Annotated in this window: 17 protein-coding genes and 1 tRNA gene; 11 read left to right on the top strand and 7 right to left on the bottom strand. The window is 52.9% G+C overall.

Features of this window, described 5'->3' with window-relative positions; all coding sequences use genetic code 11:
• Positions 1 to 37: 37 nt before the first annotated feature.
• Positions 38 to 742 carry a hypothetical protein gene (locus J2X61_RS35740; protein WP_310195192.1) on the bottom strand — a complete coding sequence of 235 codons (705 nt, stop codon included), beginning with the start codon at positions 740 to 742 and terminating at the stop codon, positions 38 to 40.
• 283 nt (positions 743 to 1,025) lie between these two features.
• On the opposite strand from J2X61_RS35740, the gene J2X61_RS35735 reads away from it, so the two are divergent.
• Complete coding sequence (locus J2X61_RS35735) at positions 1,026 to 1,595, top strand: xanthine phosphoribosyltransferase (protein WP_274465781.1); 570 nt, start codon at positions 1,026 to 1,028, stop codon at positions 1,593 to 1,595.
• 80 nt (positions 1,596 to 1,675) lie between these two features.
• Positions 1,676 to 2,002 carry a hypothetical protein gene (locus J2X61_RS35730; protein WP_274465780.1) on the top strand — a complete coding sequence of 109 codons (327 nt, stop codon included), beginning with the start codon at positions 1,676 to 1,678 and terminating at the stop codon, positions 2,000 to 2,002.
• A gap of 61 nt (positions 2,003 to 2,063) precedes the next feature.
• Here the strand turns inward: J2X61_RS35730 and J2X61_RS35725 are convergent, their stop codons facing one another.
• Positions 2,064 to 2,387: a hypothetical protein gene (locus J2X61_RS35725; protein WP_274465779.1), complete on the bottom strand. Its 324-nt coding sequence runs from the start codon at positions 2,385 to 2,387 to the stop codon at positions 2,064 to 2,066.
• Between the two features lie 146 nt (positions 2,388 to 2,533).
• Between J2X61_RS35725 and J2X61_RS35720 the strand changes: the two genes are divergently transcribed.
• Together J2X61_RS35720 and J2X61_RS35715 are read left to right on the top strand one after the other, a co-directional pair.
• Positions 2,534 to 2,794, top strand: a complete 261-nt coding sequence (locus tag J2X61_RS35720; RefSeq protein WP_274465778.1) for a hypothetical protein — start codon at positions 2,534 to 2,536, stop codon at positions 2,792 to 2,794.
• Positions 2,784 to 3,557 carry an adenosylcobinamide amidohydrolase gene (locus J2X61_RS35715; protein ID WP_310195189.1) on the top strand — a complete coding sequence of 258 codons (774 nt, stop codon included), beginning with the start codon at positions 2,784 to 2,786 and terminating at the stop codon, positions 3,555 to 3,557. The genes J2X61_RS35720 and J2X61_RS35715 overlap by 11 nt, the downstream gene beginning before the upstream one ends.
• A 56-nt stretch (positions 3,558 to 3,613) precedes the next feature.
• Here J2X61_RS35715 and J2X61_RS35710 read toward each other — a convergent pair whose 3' ends face one another.
• Positions 3,614 to 3,793 (bottom strand): hypothetical protein, encoded by a 180-nt coding sequence (locus J2X61_RS35710; RefSeq protein ID WP_274465776.1) that lies wholly within the window; start codon positions 3,791 to 3,793, stop codon positions 3,614 to 3,616.
• A 119-nt stretch (positions 3,794 to 3,912) separates the two neighbouring features.
• Between J2X61_RS35710 and J2X61_RS35705 the strand changes: the two genes are divergently transcribed.
• From J2X61_RS35705 to J2X61_RS35685, 5 genes are all read left to right on the top strand, one after another.
• Positions 3,913 to 3,997, top strand: a tRNA-Leu gene (locus tag J2X61_RS35705).
• A 358-nt stretch (positions 3,998 to 4,355) separates the two neighbouring features.
• Positions 4,356 to 5,174: a DUF695 domain-containing protein gene (locus J2X61_RS35700; protein WP_274465775.1), complete on the top strand. Its 819-nt coding sequence runs from the start codon at positions 4,356 to 4,358 to the stop codon at positions 5,172 to 5,174.
• A 101-nt stretch (positions 5,175 to 5,275) separates the two neighbouring features.
• Complete coding sequence (locus J2X61_RS35695; protein ID WP_274465774.1) at positions 5,276 to 5,929, top strand: Bax inhibitor-1/YccA family protein; 654 nt, start codon at positions 5,276 to 5,278, stop codon at positions 5,927 to 5,929.
• A 179-nt stretch (positions 5,930 to 6,108) separates the two neighbouring features.
• On the top strand, positions 6,109 to 6,390 hold the full coding sequence (locus J2X61_RS35690; protein WP_274465773.1) for a hypothetical protein: 282 nt from the start codon (positions 6,109 to 6,111) through the stop codon (positions 6,388 to 6,390).
• Positions 6,391 to 6,467: 77 nt separating this feature from the next.
• Positions 6,468 to 6,659, top strand: a complete 192-nt coding sequence (locus J2X61_RS35685; RefSeq protein WP_274465772.1) for a YqzE family protein — start codon at positions 6,468 to 6,470, stop codon at positions 6,657 to 6,659.
• Between the two features lie 44 nt (positions 6,660 to 6,703).
• Here J2X61_RS35685 and J2X61_RS35680 read toward each other — a convergent pair whose 3' ends face one another.
• The 3 genes from J2X61_RS35680 to J2X61_RS35670 form a co-directional block, all read right to left on the bottom strand.
• Positions 6,704 to 7,660 (bottom strand): hypothetical protein, encoded by a 957-nt coding sequence (locus J2X61_RS35680; protein WP_310195186.1) that lies wholly within the window; start codon positions 7,658 to 7,660, stop codon positions 6,704 to 6,706.
• Between the two features lie 117 nt (positions 7,661 to 7,777).
• Positions 7,778 to 8,767, bottom strand: coding sequence for a YqhG family protein (locus J2X61_RS35675; RefSeq protein WP_274465770.1), 990 nt, complete (start codon positions 8,765 to 8,767; stop codon positions 7,778 to 7,780).
• A complete protein-coding gene (locus J2X61_RS35670; protein ID WP_274465769.1) occupies positions 8,764 to 10,554 on the bottom strand; it encodes a DEAD/DEAH box helicase in 1,791 nt (596 codons plus the stop codon). The genes J2X61_RS35675 and J2X61_RS35670 overlap by 4 nt, the downstream gene beginning before the upstream one ends.
• A gap of 236 nt (positions 10,555 to 10,790) precedes the next feature.
• Here J2X61_RS35670 and J2X61_RS35665 point away from each other — a divergent pair, with 236 nt between their 5' ends.
• Entirely contained in the window at positions 10,791 to 11,630 is an 840-nt protein-coding gene (locus J2X61_RS35665; protein WP_310195180.1) for a lipoate--protein ligase family protein, read from the top strand.
• Between the two features lie 332 nt (positions 11,631 to 11,962).
• Here J2X61_RS35665 and dat read toward each other — a convergent pair whose 3' ends face one another.
• Complete coding sequence (dat, locus tag J2X61_RS35660) at positions 11,963 to 12,790, bottom strand: D-amino-acid transaminase (protein WP_274465767.1); 828 nt, start codon at positions 12,788 to 12,790, stop codon at positions 11,963 to 11,965.
• A gap of 318 nt (positions 12,791 to 13,108) precedes the next feature.
• On the opposite strand from dat, the gene J2X61_RS35655 reads away from it, so the two are divergent.
• Positions 13,109 to 15,763 carry an adenosylcobalamin-dependent ribonucleoside-diphosphate reductase gene (locus tag J2X61_RS35655; RefSeq protein WP_310195177.1) on the top strand — a complete coding sequence of 885 codons (2,655 nt, stop codon included), beginning with the start codon at positions 13,109 to 13,111 and terminating at the stop codon, positions 15,761 to 15,763.
• Positions 15,764 to 15,961 lie beyond the last annotated feature (198 nt).

The following is a 15,961-nucleotide window of genomic DNA, read 5'->3' as shown; positions in this document are numbered from 1 at the left end:
TCATCATTGCGATGCTGCATGGTCTTTGCTGTTCGGGTCAACGGTCCGCGAAAAGCTTGATGGATTGAATGGTGTTCTCGTTCGGGTCCACATCGATCTTGAGCAACGTGCCCTGGGATTTGTAAGAGAGTACATAGGTCGTGTTAGCATCCGGTTTGCCCAGGATGTCGATGGCTTCCTGCACGCTCTGGCCAAGATGCAGCCCGCGCAGACCCGGATCAATATCGGTCGAATGCACGTCGACGAACTCGAGCGCGTTCTTCATGTTGAAGCCGACGGAGAAATCGCCGAAGTCGTAGACTTGAATGGCGTCGTCATCTTCATCCATCACAAATTGTTTCTTCGCTTTACCGAATCGCTCCAGCACCACGTCCTTGCTCGTACCGAGCTTCAGCCCCATCAGAGTCGGCTTCTCCTGCTGGTACACATCCTCCGCCTTCACCTTCGGCTTTGTCGTCGGTTTCGCGCTGGCTGACGATTGCGGAAGATCGGACAAATCCGTTTTGTTCGTGTTCGCCACTTGGGCTTCATGCTTGGCCGGCGTATCCTCCGCCGGAGCAGACGGAAGCGGTGACTCTACCGTGATAACGGTTGGCGAGGCTGACGGTGATGTGCTCGGCGTCTGGATCGAGATGGCGGAATCTATGGTAGGCTGAGGGGAAGGCGCAGATGACTTCTCGCATCCAGCTACGACGAGCGAAGCAAATGCGACTGGCACGAAGCCAAGTATGATGGGTCTCATCGGATTGTTCATCGTCATCTATCCTTTCTGCCGCATATTTATTGGAAAAAAAGTAACATTACTTATCATACCGCTTTCTACAGCTTGAACTCAACCGATCTGGTGAAATATTTGTGAGCAATCTTAGGCAAATTCATATAAGTAAAACCTTGTATTAGTATAGACACCTATTGCGGCGTAAAAGTTTCACTGTGCCAGGGGATATTCGCAAATTGGGACTTGAAACCTACTTCGTCATTATGGTAACTTACTCATAATAGACAGGATTAAGGGGGCCAGTAGCATGGAATTGTTAAAGCAGCGTATCCTAGAGGTCGGTGTCGTTGTATCGGATAAAGTACTCAAGCTGGATGCCATTCTTAATCATCAGGTGGATCCGGCGCTAATCATGGAGATGGGGCGGGAGTTCGCCCGGTTGTTTCGGGAAACGAAGCCGGATAAGGTGTTGACGGTGGAATCTTCCGGAATTCCGATTGCCTATACGACGGCTCTGCATCTCGAAGTTCCGATGATTTTCGCCCGCCGTAAGAAAACGCTGACGATGGATCAGGATACATACAGCGAACGCGTGCCGTCCTTTACCAAAGGGATCGTCACCGATATTATGGTATCCTCGCATTTGCTGCACAAAGGGGAACGCATTCTCCTGATTGACGACTTTATCGCCAATGGCGACGCAGCACGGGGCTTGATTCGCATTATTGAGAAAGCGGAGGCGGAACTCGTCGGCGTAGGGATTGCGGTGGAGAAAATGTTCCAATCGGGGGGCAATTCCATCCGCGAGCGGGGGATTCGCGTAGAATCATTAGCCCGCATTGCCTCGCTGGAGAACGGGCAGATCACTTTTGACTGATTTTACATCACGTCAATGGCTTCCCTGAAACCGAATTATCCATTATAATGGTTACAAGGTGAGAGAGGAGGCTGACATCTATGGGTATCGAAAATGGTTCCATTGAATATTTCATGACTAAGCTAGGGGAAGCCAAAACACATTTTGAGCGTGCTCTTGATTGTAAGCATACGGAATTTGATGATCTGTATCCGTATATGATCGAACATCCTCAATTTTTTTGGTACAAACGCTATGTCGCCTGGTCAGAGTTGTTAACGATCGTGAAGCTTTGCACAGAGCTGAATATCGAATGGGAACAGCAATTTACCGCGGCTCAAGTGGAATATATTCAGAAGCGCGTCATGTCGAGCAAAGTGCTTGATTTCTGGTTCGAAACGAACGATTCGAAAGAGCATGTAAGCTAACGAAACGTATAACAAGAGGCCAATGGATCCGTGTAGGATTCGTTGGCCTCTTTTTTTACTGCTATATCCCGTTTTCTAGAATTTCCATGCTCTCGATGTGCTGTTTCGTCTGATCATTGCCCAATCGGTGTAAGGTTCTGTAGATTTCGGTCAAATAATAATCGTAATCCTGATTAAACTCACTGGTTTCCGTGGAATAAACCTTCCAAGGGTACCATGAAGTTGCGTAGCTGGCTTGTGAAGAGTTGTCAATTTCCTCGAGGAGCTCCTGCAGCTGGTCAATTTCTTCGTCCGTTGCCGAGATGGAAAATTCATAATTCAACGCGGAGGGGTCTTCCAGTACCTCGCCGGTACCGACGTTCACGTAGTAGGTTTTTTTGTCCAATCGAATACCTCCCAAGGGGTAAAATAGCGATCTCCTTCTTTCGTCTAGGTTAAGTTAACCTGAGTCCGGAGCATTTATGTAAGTTTCATCGGGACAGGAATTGGTGTATGCTAAGGGGGTAGAAACGGATATTGGAGGTAAAAGGTATGATATCGGAAGAGCAGCTGGATCAGTTCCGTATTGAGAGCACATTACTCCGCGTTATTCGCGACGTTTCCCCCAGAAATGATGTCCGCGGCATCGTAGTCGCCTGGGACGACGAGAGCGTGCTTATCCGCAAAAAAAATCGCAGAGTCGTCAAGCTCTCGCGTCATTATGTATATCAGCCCTATGAGGCGGAGAGACCGCCGGAATTCATGCTGCCGCAGGACCCGATCGAGCCCGATGACCTCTCCGATGAGGGATAACGGGAATAATCGTGGTGCTCATTCCGCGGCGGGCATCCCGATCGCAGGTCTGCGAATGGAACTGGTGAATGCTGCTTATGGAAGCTATTTGCTGATTCGCTGTGATACGGCGCTCCGGACGTTGAATTCGTCCCCGTGGGGCGGCGGTTTCGGCATGCATACGGCCTTGATGAACCGGCAGGTGGACAAGCTGTATAATGAGGCCGATCCGCTAAGCGAGATGGACGCATTCATGCGTCGGGAGGGGCTGTCGCCGGGCGAAACCGCGGGGATGCTTACCGCGGCTATGGTGAAGGATGCCGGCTACCGGACATTGACATGGACGGGGGACGGTGTAGAGGAGCTGGGCCATGCACGCAGCAGCGCGCATGAGCAGGAGCGCTTGCACGTCTGCGCATGGGTTACCGTCGGCTTGGGCAATAAAGCCAGGGCGGGTGCGGTGCTTCCCGCAGCATCACTTTATCCTGGCACGATCAATACGATCCTCGTGATCGATGCCCAGCTGACGGACGCCGCGATGGTCAATGCGGTGATCACGGCAACGGAGGCCAAGGCCGCTGCGCTTCACGACCTGGGCATTGTAACGGCGGATGGCAAGCCGGCAACGGGGACGACGACGGATGCGGTTCTCGTCGCGGCAACAGGGCGCGGGCGGACGTACAGTTACGCAGGAACCGCTACGGCAGTCGGCTACATGATCGGCCGAACGGTGTACGAGGCGATTATGGCATCGGGACGAATCTATGAGAAGACGCCCTATTAGACCGGCAAGGATCTAAAGGGCGTCTTCGGTTGGGGATGCAGGTAGAGCAGCGCTTGTCAGCTTCTGCGGAAAACGCCAAAGGCTAGTCCCGCTGTTACCGCGTCTACGCCGTCTTCGTCGTTGTCTTCATTCTTGAAGTTGGGGTCATGCACAATCGCTTGAGCTTCCCCTTCCGTAAGATGGCGCTTATTGCCGGTATATTTCGGTTCGAGCGCCTCAATTTCTTCTTTATCCATGGGTATCACTCCTTCGGCAATAGGGTTAGGAAGTAGCAAGGGAATTATTCACGAATTGTAAAAGAGCATTGACGAGCCCCCATAATCTATGGTATATTAATTCTCGTTCCACATTATATGCGGTCATGGCGGAATTGGCAGACGCGCACGGTTCAGGTCCGTGTGGGCTAACCCCCCGTGGAGGTTCGAGTCCTCTTGACCGCATCCAACCACAACAACCCCTTCAGCTATCTGGAGGGGTTGTTTTATGTTATGCTTCGGGAAAGTTAGCTTGCTAAACGGGCATGTCATGGAAACTTGGCCGTTAATCGACTCAAAGTCTGGCGGGCGTTTCCCCATTATCGCATAGAATCGCCCGAGGGGCGGGGGAAACTGGGCTGGCGAAACTGGCAAATGCGCTCGCGTTCAGAGCCCACCACGGTGCGCTAGAGCAGCTCCCGGGAGGAGCTCTCGCCGAACGTCCGATAGGAGCAGCGGGAACCATGTTCTTTTTTAAAGGAATGGGGAGGGAAGGGCGCTAATATATAAGGTAGATAATCGGGCAAGGAATGGGGGACCACCTGTGGAAGAGGATTGGAATTTGTTTGAGCGCATCCGGGATCAAGAGCAAGTGCTCATTTTCATGAACACGGCTTTGAAATCCAGGGTTCCTTTCATAGGCTATGGTCATCGCATTACGATCGTATTCAATATGTACAGCCTCTGGGATCTGTCGGGCAGTTCGACTCAGAAGGCACAGCGGTTGTTTTACGAGCTGGAGGACAGGCTGATTTGCCGGATGAAGGTTAAGGATTTTGCGATCTACGCAGGACGGATTTCTTCCCACAACAAAATGGAAATGTACTTCTACGCCAGAGAAGATTGGGATTGGGAGCCCGAACTGAAGAGAATTATGGCCGATTTCCCAAGCTTTCGCTACTACTCGGCAATGACGGCGGATCCGGAGTGGAGCTTTTATTTGAATGAAATGGCGCCCTCTGCACTCGAAGAACAGTGGATGCGCAATGCCAAAATCGCTTATGCGCTCAAGCGCCGCGGGGATAATTTGGAACTCGTGAGGGAAGTTCAGCACTGGATGTATTTCTCGGATAGCAAGCGGATGAATGAAGTGAAGAGCAAGGTCGGTCAGCTGGGCTACCGCGTGATCGCCTCGGAAATGGATACGGAGCGGGTCGTGGAGCCCTACGTTCTGCAGATTAGCAAAATGCACACGCTCGATGTGCCGACGGTCAATGAAATTACGAAAGAGCTGTTCGAATTGGCTTCCGAAGGCGGGGGGACCTATGACGGGTGGGGGACAAGGCTGAAGCTGAAACTTCCGGCGAAAATACGCGCACGCGTGAAGCGGATCTTCCTGAAGTTCATCTCGACTTTCCGGTAAGAGGAGCTGGAATCCCAAGCCTGTAGCGGTTTTCATGAAATTTAGCTATAATACATAGTATAGATTGTACATGTTTTTTAATAAAGGAGCTGGTATCGTTCATGGATAGAACAGTCACGGTTTCACATTCGGGCAGCTTTGCCCACGTGCTTCAAACTTTTGCCATCTCGCTCCTCGTTTCCTTCCTGGGAACCTTGGTCGGAGCTATGGTCGTTCCGCCTTCTATGGTCATGCTTTTCGTCATCGTCGAAGTGGTGATGCTGGTAGCGGCCATCGTGATTCGGATTCGCGGCAAGCATATCGGATACGGATTCCTGTATGCCTTCACAGCGATTTCCGGCGTTACCTTGTACCCGGTCATCATGATGTACGGCGGCATGCTCGGAGCTAACGTCGTATCCGGCGCATTCTTCGCAACAGCGGCCATTTTCGGCGGACTGGCCTTCTACGCTTCGCGTTCGCAGCGCGATTTCAGCTTCCTGGGCGGGTTCCTGTTCGCAGGAACGATCGGTCTTGTGCTGATGAGTGTCATCGGCATGTTCGTTAATTTTGGCTCGATTACGAATCTGGTATGGTCGATGATCGGGATCTTAATTTTCAGCGGATGGGTGCTCTACGATGTTGCTCAATACCGCAACGGTGTGGCATCGGAGGAAGTGCCGCTGGCAGCGCTCAACATTTATCTCGATTTCATCAATTTGTTCCTGTATATCTTGCGTTTTCTGGCCTCTATCGCCGGCATTAACAGAGACTAAGGCTTCATTCACCCAAAGCACGCTCGAAACCCGCATCGGGAATCGAACGTGCTTTTTCGCGTTATTCCGGCGAGTACGGCGGTTGGCTACAAGCAGCCTATTTTCATGATACAAGCACGATTTGCGCCCTCCCTTCATACAATTTAGTGATCCTATATGGGGAGAGAGGAGAATGACCTATGGCGGCTTGCAGTACATGGACGTATAGAGGGATTTCATCTTCAGTATTCAGATCGTTACAGCAAATAGGCAGGAAACAGGGCTTTTCCATTCCTAACGCAGCATCCGGCAAGTTCATGATAACCGTAGTAGGGATGAATGTCGGTTTTCAATATGCATGGGATATGAATGCCCAGACGCTGCTCTTGCAGTGCGATAACAAGCCGATGCTCCTGGGGTGCGGCACGATCAAGTCATTCGCGGACAAGATCATCATGGAGAGCGGCGGCAAGGTCGGTTGAATGCATGCTTCCACCTGCCTGTACGGTTTAGGGGCCAGTCTCTCTGGTTACAATAGGGAGAAAAGGCAGGTGGGCATATGGCCAAAAGTGATGAGCTGGTTAAATACATAACGCAGCAGGTTGTGACGTATATCGATACGCCGAAGGATGTTCGCCAGCAGGCAAAAGCGGTGAACAAGGAGAAGCGTGAGCATTGGCAAACACGCTGGTTCGGTATGCTGCCGCTGGCGGCCCGGATGTTGTTCGATCAGTTTAAGCCCAAGAAATAAGTTGAACGAAAAAACTGCTTAGCCATTTCGGCTAAGCAGTTTTTTTAGTATAAATGCCCTTGCTCCAGAGCAGGTGTCATCCGGACGTACCTTGGGCCTGCATGATCCAGCACGAGATACGTTTCCCCCGCCTGCCAAGCTTGATAGCCGAGCACGGCGAGCGGCAGCGTGACCTGCCCGTCATATAGCTCCGTGACATAGGTGAGGTGCTCCTTCAGATTCATAGCGCTCTGAAGAGCCGGGAGTCCGGTGATCGCAAGCGGCGTACCGGTGATCCAAGGCATGCGCTCATAAGGATCGAAGGTCGGCTGCAGGGCGGTCTGGGCGCTTTCTGTCAGATCGGAGTAAGCATTCTGGTCGTCCTCCGTCTTAGGGACGGGATCTTCAGTCAGCGGCAGCACCTCGCCGGACTTGGCATCCGCGTACAGGATTTGATCCTGCAGCTTGATTTTCCAAACGGCGGTTAAAGCATCCATATATAATCGGGCTTGGACAATCGTTTCATCAGCGGCGAAATCGGAATAAGTAAACGAAACAGGAATGAGTTCTTGCTGTACCAAAGAACGATACAGCGTGTTCAAGCTGAAAAGCGGATTCTTGCCGGTTCCGTACTCCGTTAGGCGGAAAGAACCGTTCTCTGCAGCATGGACAATCATGTAACCGACGTCTTCGCCATGCGAAGTGAGGATAACGACCCAACCATGCGTGCCAGGGCCGAGCGGGTAGCTGTTCCATGCGGCAGCCTGCCAGTCCTCGAAGCCTTCCTCGCGGGCGAGCGTATGTCTCCACTTGTCGATGGTAGCGGGCAAGGTAGCCTCGCTCTTCAGATCGGGTACAGATTTGGCGGAAGCCGCAGCCAAGCTGTCCCCGGAGGGTCGATCGGCTGTAAGTATAAGGCTTGTCCGGTCGGAATGGTCGCCTGCAGAGCTTTGGAGCGGTACGAATATCAAACTGCTGATGCCAATGACGCATGCTGCCGTCCATGCGGTCCACAGCTTCATATGCATTCACCTGCCTATCCTTAACCTCTCATTTGTATGAATCTATTGTAATGCTTATGCTATAAAAAGATTGTTAGAACCTGGAGCGAACATTTTGCGATGTTTTAGCGACTGGCGTCAGTTCCTGTGTGATCGTCCGGCATTCAAATGAAATAATCCGCCATTGATGACAGTTACCGTAATGCGCGGTTTATGCTGCCAATCGATTTCCTTCAGCCGGTTCCGGCATTGCATCTCGATCTCATCCCGCTGCTCGGGTTCTGCGTTCAGCAGGAGACCGTTGTAGTACGATTCGACGCGGTCGATCTCGCTGCGGTGCTGCTCGTTCGCTTCGTCCGCCCAGCTGTGGTCGTAGGCGCTCACTTTGCGTTCCAGCGTCTCTTCCAAAGCGTTGATGGCTCTGGGAAGCGAGATTGTGTCCGGCAAAATATGGCTGTTCGCCGGCAGCTTCGGAGATAAGCTTTTGGTCAGCAGATGCTTGTGGAAATGCTCCCGGATCTCCCCGCTGTTCAATTGGATGGCCAACGAATGAATCTCGCTGCGCTTGCGGTCGCAGGCCAGCTCGACCTTGTAGTTGACGCAAAACCAGGTATCGTAAACGAGCGCCGCTTGATAGGTGGCTCCCATCGGGAAAGGCTCTTCGAAGAGATGCACGAATCTGCCGCGTTCGCGGACGATGTTGAACATCTGCTCCAGCCGTCTGCTGCCGAAAGTTACGTCATCCTGCGGCACGCGCGCAGCGATCGCCGTCGGCACGAAGCCGAAGTAGCGGCCGAGAATGCTGTCCGACGAGCCGTCAGGGGCTTGGCCTGCGGGCTGGTTCGGCGGACCTGCGGGGGGCGGTGCCTGCTTGACCGCTGTGGCGGCGGGCTTGGGCTTGGCTTCGAGCTTCATCTGCTCCGGGTCGAAAACGAATTTATATGTCATCGTTTCGGCCGGAGCGCCGGTTCGTTCAACGAAGCTCCAGTAGTAAGGCCTGCCGGTCATCTCCTTATCGGCCTCGGGCGAGAGCTTGGCTGTTACGTAGGCAGGGGACTTCTCTAAAATGGTGCAATTGTAGGCTTCCAGAAATCGCATGACGAACGTATGAATGTTGCGTTTATTCATGGTCTGACCTCACCGCTCTGTGCCCCGCCGACGGCGTCGAGAATGTCCTGGAACGCAGCGCCATAGTGCGGATTCTGTTCGATTTCTTCCCGGACTTCGGCGAAGGAGTGGCCGAGCTCGTCGATTTGACGGCGAATATCTTCCTTGGACCCGGACTCCATCACCATCCGGAAGAGGGAGGCTTCGAGCGAGCCTTTCTTCTCGATTTTCTCAAGAATCGTATCCAGCTGTCCGATGACCATCTCGAACATGTTGATCTTCTCGTGCAGCAGCGATAGGATGTGCTCTTCAATCGTGTTCGTCGTGGACAAGTTGTAAATGTTCACGTCATGGGTCTGGCCCAGCCGGTGCACACGGCCGATTCGTTGTTCCACGCGCATCGGGTTCCACGGCAAATCGAAATTGATCATGTTGTGGCAGAATTGCAGATTAATGCCTTCGCCGCCGGCCTCCGTTGCAACCAGCACCTGGACGCGGTTGCGGAACAAATCCATCATCCAATCTTTCTTGCCGCGATTCATGCCGCCGCGGTAAGGGACGGCCGTGATTTTATGTTCTTTCAGGTAGTTGAGCAGATACTCCTGAGACGCGCGGTACTCCGTGAAAATGATGACTTTGTCATTAATCTCCTGAACGAGCTTCATGGTCGCTTCGGCTTTGCTGTTCGCCTTGATGCTGCGGATGAGCTCGACCAGCTCCCATATTTTGGCGCGGGCCGGCGAATCCTCAGCCGTTTTCTTGAACAGATTCACAAGCGTGATGAAGACGGCATCCCTGGAGGAACAGACCTCCCGCTGCAGCGTGATGAGCGAGAGCATGCTGGTCAGATCGCCGGCGCTTTCCTTGTACCGGGTGCGAATGAAATTCGTCACCCCGTCGTACAGCGCTTGTTCTTCGGCCGAGAGCGTGATCGGGATGTTCCTGACCACGCGTTTGGTGTAATGCACGCCTCCGTCGCCGCGCCGGTTCCGGATCATTACCTTGGAGAGCTCCTGCTGGAGCTGAATCTCGTTCTTCGGAATGCGTTTGCCGACGACGAAATTGGACTTGAAGGAGCTGTGAACGCCAAGCTGCCCCGGCTTGAGCAGGGTGATGAGATTGTACAGCTCCTTCAAATCGTTCTGCACCGGTGTGGCTGTGAGCAGCAGGCAGTATTTTTTGCGGAGCTCGTTGACGAACGTGTAGTTCGTCGTCTTTTTATTTTTGAGCTTGTGAGCCTCATCAACAATCAGCATGTCGTACTCGAGTCCCATCACGATTTCCCGGTGCGGATCGCGCTTGGCCGTGTCCATGGAGGCGACGATGATGTCGCTTTGCTGCCACATGTACGCCTTCTTGTGGGCGACGGCGGGAATGCCGAACTTGGTATTTAGTTCCCGGACCCATTGCAGAACGAGGGAAGCCGGCACCAGGATGAGCGTTTTGCGGACCAGGCCGCGGATCATGTATTCTTTTAAAATCAATCCGGCTTCGATCGTTTTCCCGAGACCGACTTCATCGGCGAGAATCGCGCGACCGCGCATTTCGTTCAGTACTCGCTTCGCTGTGTCAATTTGGTGAGCCATCGGCTCGAGCTGTCCAAGGTGAACGAGGCATTGCATTTCGTCGAACGTAGGAATAAGCCCGGATTCTTCCGCTTCATAGGCTAGCTGGTACAATGTCCAATCGTCCCATGGACCACCTCCGCGCACGCGATGATCCAGCTCAGTAAACCAGTCCCTCTCAAAGTGCATATCCAACTGATGATGAATGGGGCGAATGTTTTCTTGCTGTTCATGTTGACGCATGATGTGCCCTCCTAAATAGAGTTCTGCTAGGTATTGCCAGGCAAAACGGTAACTAAACGCCGAATACGTGTTAGTATGTCCATTAGAGGCGCTTTCATAACTTTTTCCAATGGAAAACGGCAGTGTGGGGCGTACGTCCTCCCCGGAAGGTGGCTGCAATCGTAAGAGCCGGTGAATTTGTGGTATGATAGAGGTTGTCATTGGGAAAGCAAAGCGGGAAAGGTGGACATTGGAAGATGACGTCATGGCGATTCATACATACGGGAGATCGTTCTCCCGCTGAAAATATGGCTTTGGACGAGGCGATTCTGACTGCGCACAGCGAAGGGCTCGTGCCGCCTACGGTTCGTTTCTACGGATGGAATCCGGCGACGCTGTCGATCGGCTATTTCCAGAAGGCCGCCGAGGTCGATCAGGAAGCCGTCGCCGCCGAAGGGATCGGCTTCGTACGCCGCCCGACGGGCGGAAGAGCTGTGCTGCACGACCGAGAATTAACCTACAGCATCATCGTCGCTGAGGATTATCCGGGCATTCCCCGGAATGTGACGGAGGCGTATCGCGTGTTGAGCGAAGGGCTGCTTCAAGGCTTCCGGGCGCTCGGGCTCGGTGCCGAGATGGTGCAGCTGGCCAGCGAGGAAGAGAAGGAGAAATACGCTTCGGCCGGCTCGGCCGCTTGCTTCGATTCTCCTTCTTGGTACGAGCTCGTTGTTGAGGGCCGCAAAGTTGCCGGCAGTGCTCAGGTGAGGCAAAAGAACGTTGTGCTGCAGCATGGGTCTATTCTGCTGGACATGGATACGGATCAACTGTTCCGCATGCTGCGCTTCTCGAACGAGAAGGTGGCGGAGCGGATGAAGCAAAGCTTCCTGAAGAAAGCTGTGGCGATTAACGAACTGCTGCGGGCGCAGGGCAAAGAGCCGGTTACGCTGGCACAGGTCGAGGCGGCGTTCCGCCGGGAGATTGCGCTGGGGTTAGGCGTGGAGCTGGTAGAAGCGCCATTGACGCCTTTCGAGACGGAATTGGCGGAGCAGCTGGTGCGGGAGAAGTATGGCACCGACGATTGGAATTTGCGGCGGTGAAGTTTGCTGAAAAAGAGGGGCGGCCTCTTCGGCTCAGTTAGCTCTAACGGACACAGGAGCCGCTAATCGGTCGAAAAGAGAGACGTTTCGGCGCTAACGGACAAGGGAGCCGTTATTACCCGAATTCTCCGCGATATGGCGGGATTTGAGGGGAAATAACAGCTTCCGTGTCCGTTACAATTGCTGGGCGGCTCCTAAACGCGGAATAAGCGCGGCTGTGTCCGTTAGAATTTGAAGAAGGCGGCTAAAACAAAGGAGCTAAGCAAGTTAAATTGCTTAGCTCCTTCTTTAATGCTAAAAACCCCTTGATGAAGTTATTTAGTAATCCTCCACTAAGCGAAAGTCCGAACGAATTCCTCCTGCAGCCTGCGGGTTTGCGGCCCGGGTACGCCGGTGCCGATGGCGGCGCCGTCCACTTCCAGAATCGGAGTCACCTCAACGGTCGTCCCCGTAATGAAAGCTTCGTCCGCCAGCATGAGCTGCTCGGTCGTAAAGGCTTCCTCGCTGACCGGTATGCCTATCGAGCGGGCCAGACGCAGAACAACCGCACGGGTAATACCGTGCAGAATCAAATGATTGGCCGGATGCGTATACAGCACGCCGTCCTTGATCATCATGATGTTGGAGGCGCTGCACTCCGTCACGGTTCCTTCGCGATGCAGGATGACTTCCTGCACACCGTGATCGAGCGCTGCCTGCTTCGCCATCACATTGGGGAGCAGGTTCAGCGTTTTGAGATCGCAGCGGAGCCAGCGAATATCGGCGAATGTAATGGTTTTGATGCCGTTATGTATGGTTGCGGCGGGGCGGGGGACCTCCGTGCAGTAAGCGAGCATTACCGGTTCGGATTGCTGCGGAAAAGGATGGGCGCGAGGCGCTTCGCCACGGGTCACTTGCAGATAGACCGTGCCTTCAATGAGATGATTGCGCGCCACAAGACCGGTTAGAATTTCCTCAATCCGCTGCACGGGATAAGGCAGTTCGATGCGAACCTCGCTTGCAGTTCTTGCAAGACGCTGCATATGGGCATCAGCCTCATACAGATGGCCGTTATATACGCGGAATACTTCATAGATGCCATCCCCGAAATAGTACCCGCGATCGTCCGGCGAGACGTGAAGATCCTGCTTGTTGATGAACTCATTTTTATAAAAATACATATGGCTTGCAGCCCCTTTCGATAAAAAAAACGAACAAATGTTCTAAAAATGATGGACTTATGATATACTAAGTATAGGTTAGCAAAGGAAATCGCGAACGTCAAAAATTGCAGATCCGGTACAAATCTACGAAATAACGAGAATTGAACAGCTTATCCGAGCTAATGTGGCGATAGTTTCTCTTTTCGTATCAAAATTGGTCCTTTAGCCATTCGAAGATCAATATCTGGTGGTGTATAATGAATATCTCACACCATATATTGTAATTTTTATTTTAGTTGCAGCTGAATCTGTAGCTTATTGGGAGGGCATTTATCGATGGGGATTGCGCAATCAGGGAAGAAGCTGGAAGGTTTAAGCGAGAAAATATTTTTGGATCGCTATGCACTCAAGAATGCGGATACGAGCCTTGCGAAAGTCGGGGATACCGTTCTTGTATTAACGAAGGATGACCCTAAATTCCCAGCCAAAGAAGTAGGAGAAATTATCAGCCGTGACGGCGGCACCGTTCAAGTGCGCACGCGGAGCGGCGAAACGGTTACATCCCAGGTAGAGAAGCTGACGCTAAACATAGAGAAGACACCGGAAGAAATGTGGGATCGTTTGGCGGGTGCCATGGCATCCGTGGAGGCAACGCCGGAGAAACGCAAAGAATGGACGGACAAATTCAGATATATTCTTGATGATTGGAAGCTTGTACCGGGCGGGAGAATTGCTGCCGGCGCCGATGCCAGCGACGAATTAACGCTTTTCAACTGCTATGTGATCCCGTCTCCGCATGACAGCCGCGGCGGCATTATGAGCACGCTGTCGGAGATGACCGAAATCATGTCCCGCGGCGGCGGAGTCGGCATCAACCTGTCTTCGCTGCGACCACGCCGCTCCGTTGTGAAGGGCGTTAACGGCTCCTCCAGCGGCGCCGTGTCATGGGGAGGATTGTTCAGCTACACGACCGGTCTGATCGAGCAGGGCGGAAGCCGCCGCGGCGCGCTTATGCTGATGATCAATGACTGGCACCCGGATCTGGAAGATTTCATTACGGTCAAATCGACGATGGGCCAAATTACGAACGCCAACTTATCCGTTTGCGTCAGCAATGGATTCATGAAGGCTGTGAAGGAAGATTTGGAGTGGGAGCTTGTATTCCCGGATACGACGGACCCTGAATACGATGAGAAGTGGGATGGCAATCTGGACGCTTGGCGGAAGCTCGGCAAAGCCGTGAAGCCATACCGTACGGTGCGGGCGCGCGAAGTCTGGCATACGATTATCGAGTCTGCCTGGAAATCGGCCGAACCCGGCGTCGTATTCATGGAATACTACAACCAAATGTCCAACAGCTGGTATTTCAATCCGATCATTTGTACGAATCCGTGCGGAGAGCAAGGGCTTCCAGCTTGGGGCGTATGCAACTTGTCGGCGATCAACCTCTCGAAGTTCTACGATGCCGAGAAGCATGACGTCAACTGGGCGGAGCTGGCGACTGTTGTCCGCTACTCCACGCGTTTCCTTGACAATGTCATCGACAAGACGCCGTATCATTTTGAAGAGAACCGTGCCAACCAGCAGAACGAACGCCGTGTAGGATTGGGGTCCATGGGCCTTGCCGAGCTGATGATCAAATTGAAGATCCGTTACGGAAGTCCGGAATCGCTGGTATTTCTGGACAAAATCTATGGCTTTATAGCCAAAGAAGCCTATCTGGCATCGGCGGAAATTGCCGGCGAGAAAGGTTCATTCCAAGCGTTCATCGCGGATAAATTCCTGGAGAGCGGCTTCATGAAGAACATGACCCGAGTGTTCCCGGAGGTCGGGGAGGCTATCCAGCAGCAAGGCATGCGGAACGTCACTGTGATTACACAGGCTCCTACCGGGAGCACGGGAACGATGGTCGGTACATCTACGGGGATTGAACCGTATTTCGCCTTCGAATACTACCGTCAAAGCCGTCTCGGCTTCGATAAGCAGTACGTGCCGATCGCGCAGGAATGGAAAGATGCGAACCCGGGACAAGAGCTGCCGGATTATTTCGTGACGGCGATGTCGCTTACGGCCGAAGATCATATCCGCGCGCAGGCAGCGATCCAAACTTGGGTAGACAGTTCCATCTCTAAAACAGCGAACTGTCCGTCCGATTTCACAGTGGAAGAGACGAAGCGGTTGTATGAGCTTGCGTTCGATCTCGGCTGCAAAGGCGTCACCATCTATCGTGACGGAAGCCGTGACGTGCAGGTGCTAAGCACAAGTACGGATAACAAAGACGAAGCCAAGGAAGAGAAGAGAGTGGAAGAAGCGGCTCCTGTAGCTGTCGCTGCGGAGGCGGTCAAAGAAGAGACTAGCTTCGCCAATCTCTCCGGCAAGCTTGCTGTCCAAGTAGACGCGAAGACGGAGCAAGTCTTCGACAGACAGTACAAACGCCGCCCTCAAATCTTGCGAGGCGCTACGTATAAAGTGAATACGCCGTTCGGCATGGCGTACATTACGATTAACGATATGGACGGAACGCCGAGTGAGATTTTCCTTAACGTGGGCAAGGCCGGCTCCGACGTATTCGCCATGTCCGAAGCGCTCGGACGCGTGTGCTCGCTGTTCCTGCGTTACGGCGACCACGGGGATAAAGTGAAGCTGCTCGTGAAGCACTTGAAGGGCATCGGCGGTTCCGGCGCCATCGGGTTCGGATCCAATCGCGTCGAGTCGATTGCCGATGCGGTTGCGAAGGCGCTCGAGCAGCACGACGAAGTGATGAACGAGCAGGACGACGTGCGGAACTATGTGACCGCGACGAGTGAAGTGGTTGAGGCGCCGGCGCCTGTACCGGCTGCAGCCGCGAGCGGGCACGCCGCGCATGGCAGCGTGAGTGCTAGTGCTAATGACGCGACGAAGGACTTATGTCCGTCGTGCGGCTCCGCTTCGCTGATCAACAGCGAAGGGTGCAAGAATTGCGCGAACTGCGGATATAGCCGCTGTTCGTAAGGAGACCAGGGGCTGGGGCCCCTGGTTTTTTGTTATTTTTCATAAATAACTGTAAATGTTTCAAAATTTGTTGTAGGTTTTGTTTCAAAAAACCATCCATGCATTAGATTGCATAAAAATACAGAGAAAAAAAAGGGAACGAGGGATTACAAAATATCCTTCGTTTCCTTTTTTATTTAATTATCATATTACTTCGCT

Source organism: Bacillus sp. 3255 (assembly GCF_031456485.1).
Taxonomy (GTDB): Bacteria; Bacillota; Bacilli; order Paenibacillales; family NBRC-103111; genus Paenibacillus_E.
Note: the sequence above shows the minus strand (reverse complement) of the source record. Positions and strands in the feature narration are given on the sequence as shown.

Coding starts and splice junctions, on each gene's coding strand:
- J2X61_RS35740 (WP_310195192.1), bottom strand. CDS start 742: ATGAGACCCATCATACTTGGCTTCGTGCCAGTCGCATTTGCTTCGCTC.
- J2X61_RS35735 (WP_274465781.1), top strand. CDS start 1,026: ATGGAATTGTTAAAGCAGCGTATCCTAGAGGTCGGTGTCGTTGTATCG.
- J2X61_RS35730 (WP_274465780.1), top strand. CDS start 1,676: ATGGGTATCGAAAATGGTTCCATTGAATATTTCATGACTAAGCTAGGG.
- J2X61_RS35720 (WP_274465778.1), top strand. CDS start 2,534: ATGATATCGGAAGAGCAGCTGGATCAGTTCCGTATTGAGAGCACATTA.
- J2X61_RS35715 (WP_310195189.1), top strand. CDS start 2,784: ATGAGGGATAACGGGAATAATCGTGGTGCTCATTCCGCGGCGGGCATC.
- J2X61_RS35710 (WP_274465776.1), bottom strand. CDS start 3,793: ATGGATAAAGAAGAAATTGAGGCGCTCGAACCGAAATATACCGGCAAT.
- J2X61_RS35695 (WP_274465774.1), top strand. CDS start 5,276: ATGGATAGAACAGTCACGGTTTCACATTCGGGCAGCTTTGCCCACGTG.
- J2X61_RS35690 (WP_274465773.1), top strand. CDS start 6,109: ATGGCGGCTTGCAGTACATGGACGTATAGAGGGATTTCATCTTCAGTA.
- J2X61_RS35685 (WP_274465772.1), top strand. CDS start 6,468: ATGGCCAAAAGTGATGAGCTGGTTAAATACATAACGCAGCAGGTTGTG.
- J2X61_RS35680 (WP_310195186.1), bottom strand. CDS start 7,660: ATGAAGCTGTGGACCGCATGGACGGCAGCATGCGTCATTGGCATCAGC.
- J2X61_RS35675 (WP_274465770.1), bottom strand. CDS start 8,767: ATGAATAAACGCAACATTCATACGTTCGTCATGCGATTTCTGGAAGCC.
- J2X61_RS35670 (WP_274465769.1), bottom strand. CDS start 10,554: ATGCGTCAACATGAACAGCAAGAAAACATTCGCCCCATTCATCATCAG.
- J2X61_RS35665 (WP_310195180.1), top strand. CDS start 10,791: ATGACGTCATGGCGATTCATACATACGGGAGATCGTTCTCCCGCTGAA.
- dat (WP_274465767.1), bottom strand. CDS start 12,790: ATGTATTTTTATAAAAATGAGTTCATCAACAAGCAGGATCTTCACGTC.
- J2X61_RS35655 (WP_310195177.1), top strand. CDS start 13,109: ATGGGGATTGCGCAATCAGGGAAGAAGCTGGAAGGTTTAAGCGAGAAA.